Annotated in this window: 8 protein-coding genes; 7 read left to right on the top strand and 1 reads right to left on the bottom strand. The window is 75.7% G+C overall.

The window, feature by feature from the left end; genetic code table 11:
- The first annotated feature begins 885 nt into the window (after window positions 1-885).
- A complete protein-coding gene (locus tag C3489_RS37550) occupies window positions 886-1,452 on the top strand; it encodes a hypothetical protein (RefSeq protein ID WP_258055132.1) in 567 nt (188 codons plus the stop codon).
- A gap of 13 nt (window positions 1,453-1,465) precedes the next feature.
- Here C3489_RS37550 and C3489_RS37545 read toward each other — a convergent pair whose 3' ends face one another.
- The gene (locus C3489_RS37545; RefSeq protein WP_103786617.1) at window positions 1,466-1,894 is read right to left on the bottom strand and encodes a MarR family winged helix-turn-helix transcriptional regulator; all 429 of its coding nucleotides are present in this window, start codon (window positions 1,892-1,894) and stop codon (window positions 1,466-1,468) included.
- Window positions 1,895-2,016: 122 nt separating this feature from the next.
- Here C3489_RS37545 and C3489_RS37540 point away from each other — a divergent pair, with 122 nt between their 5' ends.
- The 6 genes from C3489_RS37540 to C3489_RS37515 form a co-directional block, all read left to right on the top strand.
- Window positions 2,017-2,877: an MBL fold metallo-hydrolase gene (locus C3489_RS37540; RefSeq protein ID WP_181140000.1), complete on the top strand. Its 861-nt coding sequence runs from the start codon at window positions 2,017-2,019 to the stop codon at window positions 2,875-2,877.
- 278 nt (window positions 2,878-3,155) lie between these two features.
- Window positions 3,156-3,476, top strand: a complete 321-nt coding sequence (locus C3489_RS37535; protein ID WP_258055131.1) for a hypothetical protein — start codon at window positions 3,156-3,158, stop codon at window positions 3,474-3,476.
- Between the two features lie 175 nt (window positions 3,477-3,651).
- Window positions 3,652-4,806 carry a hypothetical protein gene (locus C3489_RS37530; protein WP_258055133.1) on the top strand — a complete coding sequence of 385 codons (1,155 nt, stop codon included), beginning with the start codon at window positions 3,652-3,654 and terminating at the stop codon, window positions 4,804-4,806.
- A gap of 142 nt (window positions 4,807-4,948) precedes the next feature.
- Window positions 4,949-5,497 (top strand): (2Fe-2S)-binding protein, encoded by a 549-nt coding sequence (locus C3489_RS37525; RefSeq protein ID WP_103786616.1) that lies wholly within the window; start codon window positions 4,949-4,951, stop codon window positions 5,495-5,497.
- Window positions 5,494-6,519 (top strand): xanthine dehydrogenase family protein subunit M, encoded by a 1,026-nt coding sequence (locus tag C3489_RS37520; protein ID WP_103786615.1) that lies wholly within the window; start codon window positions 5,494-5,496, stop codon window positions 6,517-6,519. Before C3489_RS37525 ends, C3489_RS37520 begins: the two co-directional genes overlap by 4 nt.
- Window positions 6,516-7,200 (top strand): xanthine dehydrogenase family protein molybdopterin-binding subunit (locus tag C3489_RS37515; protein WP_146075407.1); only part of this gene is annotated, 685 nt, incomplete at its 3' end. The genes C3489_RS37520 and C3489_RS37515, both read left to right, overlap by 4 nt.

The raw sequence follows: 7,200 nt of genomic DNA, 5'->3' as shown, positions 1-7,200 counted from the left end.
CGCGGTTGTCCCGCGAGGTCGGGGTGTGCGGGTGCCAGGCCGGACCGGTCCGTCGGCCGGGGCAGCGCGCACCGGCCGCGCCCCCGGCGGCACCAGCCGCGGCACCGCCCCGGGGCCTCCAGCGGAAGAAGCGCGCGACGCCCTCGTTCCCGCGCCGGGCGCGCGCCAGCAGGGCAGGCGCTCACCCCGCGATGCACATGGGTGCCAGCCCGCTCCCGCCCCTGCGAAGCGGGCCAGTCAGGCCCAGGCCAGCCCCGAGCCCCAGTCGACGCTGCCCGACGCGGGCCGCCAGCACAACGGCCAGAGCGAGGGCAGCGCCGGGCGGGTGCGGGCGAGGTCGTCCTCGGCGAGCCGGCCGGCACCCGCGTTCGCGTACCTTCACCGGCACGAACTCCGGGTCCGCCGGTACTCCCGCAGCACGGAGCGCCTCTGCTCAGGGTGAGCAACTCTCCTGCCGCACGCCGGCCTGTCAGCCGGCGCCGAGGTGTCGTCCGCCCACCACCGCCAGGGTCGGAGTGAGCAGCAGGCCGACCGCCGCCTGGGCCAGCAGCCCGGCGAGCAGGGTGGCCGGTACGGGCACGGCGAGCCAGGGGTACAGGGCGGCGACCCTGAGCGCCAGGATCAGCAGGCCGAGCGCGGTGGCCCCGCGCCGCCGCGACCAGCAGCAGTTCCTCCGGAGTGAGCCGGGTCATGACTCCCGCGTGGGAGGCGGATGGCGCGGGCCGGGCGTGGGCATGCTGTGAGCGAGGCCACTTCCGGTGGATCGGTGGATCTTCCTCGGTGCCTGCCCGCCTGATCGCCTCCCACGAAGGACATCCGCTCTTGTCTCTGACGATTCCTGACGCCCCCTCGGCCCGCCGCCCGGGTCGCTGCTGGACGATCCGCGTGGTCGGTCACCGTGACCGCAGCGCCTCGGTCACCTGCTCCTCGGCGTGCGTGATGCCGGCCCGCTCCCGCGACCTCGCGGCGCTGCGCCGGTTCGCCGAGGCACACGCCCTCGCGCACGCCCGGGCCGCGGCCGTGCGCGCCGACGCCGCCTGCTGGTGCCGCCATCAACGGTGCGCGCCGCACGAGGGCACCCGGGTCTCCTGCGGGGGCGCGGTCGTCCTGGTGCTGCGCCACGATCCGGCGGTGGGGCAGGTGTGGACGCTCAGCGAGGTGTGCTCCGCGTGCGCACCGCTGATGAGTCACGCGCGCGTGATGGCCCGGGCCGCCCGGCCGGCCCCGCCGCTGCCGCGCCCCGCATCCGCAGGGGACCGTCCCGCGTCCGCGGGGGACCGTCCGGCCGCCGGGGACCGGTCCGCGCCGCGTTCCGGGCCGGGGGCGGCGCCGTTCGTCCCGGGTGGCTTCAGTGCGCCCCCGGCCGACCCCGGGCAGCCCCCACCGCTGGAACGCCGCCGGCGCGGCCGGCGCCGGGGCCGCCCGGAGTGGAAGGGCAGTGCCGGCCCCTGAACCCGTCCACCGGTCAGGAACGGATGAGGGCCTGCTCCAGCAGGCCCTGCAGCACGCGCTGCTGGTCCGGGTCCAGGGCGGCCAACGGTGAATACTGTTCGAGCAGTTCGAGGAGCCGGGCCTGCAGGGCGTGGCCCTGCTCGGTGAGCACCAGGTGCCGGGCGCGGCGGTCGGTCGGGTGCGGACGGCGCTCGACGAGGCCCTGTTTCTCCAGCCGGTCGATGACGAATGTGGCGTTGGACGGCTCGCAGCTCATGCGCTCGGCGAGCTCCCGCATGGTCATCGGCCCGGTCATCTCCCGCAGTGCGATCGCCTGCGGCGCGGTGAGCCCGAGCGTCTCGGCGCGCTCGCGCACATGGTCGGCGATCTGCTGGGCCAGGCCGTTCACCAGACCGCACAACCGGCGCTCGGCGACGGTCTGCGGCTCGGGAGACGTCGTCATGCGTCGATGCTAGCAAGTCCATCAAGCCATTACCTTTCAAGCTTGAATGTTTCCAGCTTGATGCTTATGCTGGCCTGGCCGTCGGCACGGGCCGCGGCATCGGCACCCAACGGGGAGGGCTCATGGCGGAGTTGGCGCTCGACGAAGACATACGGCTGCGGCGGCCGGCGGGCATACGCTCGCTGCGCCTGGGGGACGTGCGCGTGTCCTACGTGCCGGACGGGGCGGTGCTGCTGCCGCCGACCGGCTGGCTTCCGGACACCACGGACGCGGTGTGGGCCGCGCTTCCTCAGTACCTGGACGACACCGGCCACCTCGTGGCGAGCATCGGCGCCCTGCTGGTGGAGCACGGCGACCGCGCGCTGCTGATCGACGCCGGTTTCGGGCCGCAGTCGCTGCCGCCCGACCCCTCCACCCCGCGCGGGGCCATCCACGGCGGCGCGCTCCTGGACAGCCTCGCCGCACTCGGCCGCACGCCCGAGGACATCGAGGCCGTGGCCTTCACCCACCTGCACCCCGACCACACCGGCTGGGCCCTGCACCCGGCACCGGGCGCCGACCGGCCCCCGTTCGACCACGCCGAGCACCTGCTGTCCGCGCCGGAACGGGCCGCCCACGGCGCGGTGTTCACGCCGTCGGCCGGGGTGCGCACCCCGGCCGACGGCGAGGAGGTCTTCCCCGGCGTGCGGATGCGGGTCAGCGCCGGGCACACCGCCGGGCACGCCGAGTACGTGATCAGCGGGGGCGGGCGCCGGCTGATCGCCTTCGGAGACGCCCTGCACTCGCCGGCCCAGGTCGACCACCCCGAGTGGTCCGCCGCCGTCGACCACGATCCCGTGCACGCCGCCCATCACCGGCGCCGGCTCGTCGCCGAGCTCGCGGAGCCCGGCACGATCGGCTTCGGCGTCCACTTCGCCGACGTGGTCTTCGGCGTCGTACGCCCCGGCGGCGACCGTCCGGCCTGGCGGCCGGTGGACGAATGAGCGAACGCCACCACCGGCGGCGGCACAAGAGCTGAGCGGCCGAAACGGACAGGACCCGTCCCGATGCGGATGGTGGACGGGCCCTGTCCGCCCGGACGATTGTGCGCGGCGGGACCGGGCCGCAACCACGGGTGCGCACCGCCCGCCGTGGTGAACGGCGCACACGCCGTGCGCGCGGCGCGCGTCCCGTGTGCGCACGGCACGTGCGATGAGCTGCGACCGCCGGCGGGGGGCGTGCGCCGCGACATGCCGCCGTACGCCCCGGGTACCCGGCCCGCATGAACGACCGCAAGACACCCGATCCGCACGAGGCCGCCCAGGCGGCGGAGACCGCCGACGAGAAGCGGGCCGCGGCCCGCCCCTTCAGCTACCCCCACGAGGAGCGGCGGGCCGGCGTCCGCGCCACCCGGCACATCAGCCGCGAACAGGCCGACGCCGACAGCGTCCCCGGGGTGCCCGGCGGCTACGGCACGACCGGAGGAGGGCAGCCGAACACGCGCAGCGCCGACGCCCGCCCGGGCCGGGACCAGGCCGACGACGAGGCCGGCGTGACGGACGTCGTCGCGGGCCTGGAACCCCACCCCGACGACAAGGAGTGACCCCGGGCCGGCGACCGGCGCGGGTCCGACACGAAGTCCGTGCCCTCACCCCCGCATGATCCGGAGGGGATGCGGCGACGATACTGGCAGTACACGTCGTCCCCGCGCTCACGAACGGACCCATGCCGACCTCGCCGCCCCCCGACCGCCCCACCCCTCGACGACTCCCCCGACGCTGTGGCCGGCCCGCGGCCGGTATCCGGGGTCCGCGGCCGCCGGTGTGCTGCGCAAGCACCTCCAGCGGCTGAAGGACGACGGAGCCGTCCAGGACTTCCTGGAACTTCCCGAGGACGAGAGTCCCGCCGGACAGCGCGTCTTCGAGGCCCGCTGGCAGGTGGCCGACACGGTGACCGTCCGCGCGCGGCTGACCGTGGCCATGGGCGCCGGGCACGGTCAGGAGTGGCAGCTGCTCGCCGAGGCCGAACGCCCCTGGGACCTGGGCTGGCCGTCCCCCGCGGGCGTGTTCTGGCCCGGTGAGCCGGACGGCGGCTGGGCCCACGAGTCCGTGACCGGCCAGCGGTTCCTCCAGGTCAACGCGCTGCCGAAGGACGACAAGGCGATGCGCCGGGTGCTGCGGGAAGCCCTGCGGGACAGCTGGACCATCCATGTCGTCGTCCACGAGGCCATGACGCCCGACGAGCGCGGCCGCGGCCCGCTCACCCGCTTCCTGCCGCCCGGCCTGCACCACCGCGTCGTCGAGCACCGGGCCGCCCCACAGCAGCTGCGCGCCCTGAACTACGCGCTGCGCGACGCCGGGGTGGAGGTGCCGCGCGGCGGCGCCCTGGTGCTGCCGGGTACCCCGGCACCGGACGGCTTCACAGCCGCGGACTTCTCGGTGCGCAGCGTGTTCCTGGACGGCTCCGAGCCGGTGGAGCTGGTCTCGGCGGTGACCCGGTTCGCCGCCCTGCCGCGGCCGCTGCCGGACGGCGCCGCCGAACAGCTCGGGGCGTTGCGCGAGGAGTGGCACCTGTACACGCTCCAGGAGGAGCTGGAGCGTCAGCGGGCACTGGTCGCCATGTACGCCGAGGCGCTGGAGGCGATGACGCGCTCCCGGGACCTGTACCGGGAGGCCGCCGAACGGGCGCACGAGGCACTGGCCGCCTACCGGGAGAACGCCGGGACGACGACCGTCGTGGACCAGCCGGCGCCGGGACGGCCGGCCGGCGGTCCGTTGCAGCAGCTGACCCGGACGTTCGAGCGCCTGCGGATCTCCGGACGCGCCTCGCGTCCCGCCCCTGCCCTGGAGCCGGCCGCTGTCGCCGAGCCCGTTCTGGACAGCAGCGGCAGCCGGCCGGCGCAGGAGCCCAGTGAGCCCGTTCCTCCCAAGTGAGGGCCGCTCCGGGCGCGGGCCGGCGCAGGTAGCGGGCCCCGGCCGTCCGCCGCCGGTTTTCGGACGCCGGCAGGTGTCGCCCTTCGAAGTCGGGATACGCGGTCAGGACAGCACGACGCCCCCGTCCGGAGGGGAACACGACATGGGCAGCGAGCACCCCGCAACCCCGACCGCGCACAGCTCCGACACGACCCTCCGGGTCAACGGCAAACCGCACACCCTCACCGTCGACCACCGGCGCACCCTGCTCGACCTGCTGCGGGAGGACCTGGGCCTGACGGGCGCCAAGAAGGGCTGCGACCACGGCCAGTGCGGCGCCTGCACCGTGCTGGTCGACGGGCGCCGCGTCAACGCCTGCCTGACACTGGCAGTGGCCTCGGACGGCTGCGACGTGACGACCGTGGAGGGCCTGGCCGGCGACGGCGAGGCATCGCACCCGCTGCAGCGGGCGTTCGTCGAACGGGACGCCTTCCAGTGCGGGTACTGCACGCCGGGCCAGCTCTGCTCCGCGCTCGGCGCGCTCGCCGAGGCGGAAGCGGGCCATCCGTCCCATGTCACCGACCCCTCGGTGCCCTCCGGCCGCCCGATGCCGCTGGACCGGGACGAGATCCGTGAGCGGCTCAGCGGCAATCTGTGCCGCTGCGGGGCGTATCCGCGCATCGTCGACGCGGTGGAGGACGTGATCCCGTGAAGCCCTTCGGTTATGTACGGGCGGACAGCGTCGCGCAGGCCACCGAGGCCTACGCCGCCCACCCCGGCGCCCGCTATCTCGGCGGCGGCACCAACCTGGTCGACCTGATGAAACTCGGCGTGGAGCAGCCGGGCCTCCTCATCGACGTCACCCGGCTGCCGCTGGCGGCGGTGGAGGAGACGGCGGACGGCTCCCTGCGGGTGGGCGCCCTGGTCCGCAACAGCGACCTCGCCGCGCATCCGCTGGTCCGCGACCGCTACCCGGTGCTCTCCCAGGCACTGCTCGCGGGCGCCTCCGGCCAGCTGCGCAACGCGGCCACCACCGGCGGCAACCTGATGCAGCGCACCCGCTGCCCCTACTTCCAGGACCTGTCCAAGCCCTGCAACAAGCGGGCGCCCGGCACCGGTTGCGGCGCCCTCGCCGGCGTCCACCGCGACCACGCGGTGCTCGGCCAGTCCGAGCAGTGCATCGCCACCCACCCCTCGGACATGGCGGTGGCGCTGGCCGCGCTGGAGGCGCGGATCGAGACGTACGGCCCCGGCGGCGCGCGCGAGATCGCCGCGGACGCCTTCCACCGGCTGCCCGGCGACCACCCGGAGCAGGACACGGTGCTGCGGCCCGGCGAGCTGATCACCGGTGTGCTGCTGCCCGCGTCCACGGCCGGACTGCCCTCGCGCTACCGCAAGGCCCGCGACCGGGCGTCGTACGCCTTCGCGCTGGCCTCCGTCGCGGCGGTGCTCCAGGTGGCGGACGGGGTGGTCACGCGGGCCGGGATCGCCTTCGGGGCGCTGGCGCACCGGCCCTGGCGGGCCCGGCGGGCCGAGGAAGCGCTGCACGGCGCGGCGCCCACCCGGGCCGCGTTCGAGCACGCCGTCGACCTGGAGCTCGCCGAGGCGCGGCCGCTGCGCGACAACGCGTACAAGGTGCCTCTCGCCCGCCGCATCGCCGTCGACGTCCTGACCGGACTGGCCCGGCCGCCCGCGCCGGGTGACCGGACCGGCATCCGCCAGGAGGAAGCATGACCCCCACCGCCGTGGGCACGCCGGCCGAGCGCCGCGAAGCGCATCTGAAGGTCACCGGCACGGCCCACTACGCCGCCGAGCACGCGCTGCCGGGCCGGCTGTACGCCCGGCCGGTGCCGGCCACGATCGCGCGCGGCCGGGTCACCGCGGTCGACGCCTCGGCCGCGCTCGGCCTGCCGGGCGTCGTCACCGTGCTCAGCCACGCCGACGCGCCGCGCCTGGGCGAGCCGGACGATCCGACGCTCGCCGTGCTGCAGGACCCCAAGGTGCCGCACCGCGGCTGGCCCGTGGCCCTGGTGGTGGCCGAGACCCTGGAGGCGGCCCGCGCCGGCGCCGCGGCGGTCCGCGTGACCTACGCCGAGGAGCCGCACGACGTGGTCCTCACCGAGGACCATCCGCAGGCCTACGTCCCCGAGAAGGCGAACGGCGGGTATCCCGCGGTGCGCGAACGGGGCGACGCGGAGGGCGCCTTCGCCGGCGCGGCGGTGCGCGTGGACGCGACGTACCGGGTGCCGCCGTTGCACAACCACCCCATGGAACCGCACGCCAGCACCGCGCACTGGGACGGCGACCGGCTCACGGTGTACACCTCCAGCCAGGGCACGTCCGTCGTCCGGATGGTGCTCGCCGGGCTGTTCGGGCTGCCCGAGGAGCGGATCACGGTGGCGGCCGAACACGTCG

This window comes from Streptomyces sp. Ru71 (assembly GCF_002920535.1).
Taxonomy (GTDB): domain Bacteria; phylum Actinomycetota; class Actinomycetes; order Streptomycetales; family Streptomycetaceae; genus Streptomyces.
Note: the sequence above shows the minus strand (reverse complement) of the source record. Positions and strands in the feature narration are given on the sequence as shown.

What these genes read in the sequence shown, in the direction of transcription:
- C3489_RS37535 (WP_258055131.1), top strand. Translation starts at nt 3,156, where the DNA reads ATGAACGACCGCAAGACACCCGATCCGCACGAGGCCGCCCAGGCGGCG.
- C3489_RS37525 (WP_103786616.1), top strand. Translation starts at nt 4,949, where the DNA reads ATGGGCAGCGAGCACCCCGCAACCCCGACCGCGCACAGCTCCGACACG.
- C3489_RS37545 (WP_103786617.1), bottom strand. Translation starts at nt 1,894, where the DNA reads ATGACGACGTCTCCCGAGCCGCAGACCGTCGCCGAGCGCCGGTTGTGC.
- C3489_RS37540 (WP_181140000.1), top strand. Translation starts at nt 2,017, where the DNA reads ATGGCGGAGTTGGCGCTCGACGAAGACATACGGCTGCGGCGGCCGGCG.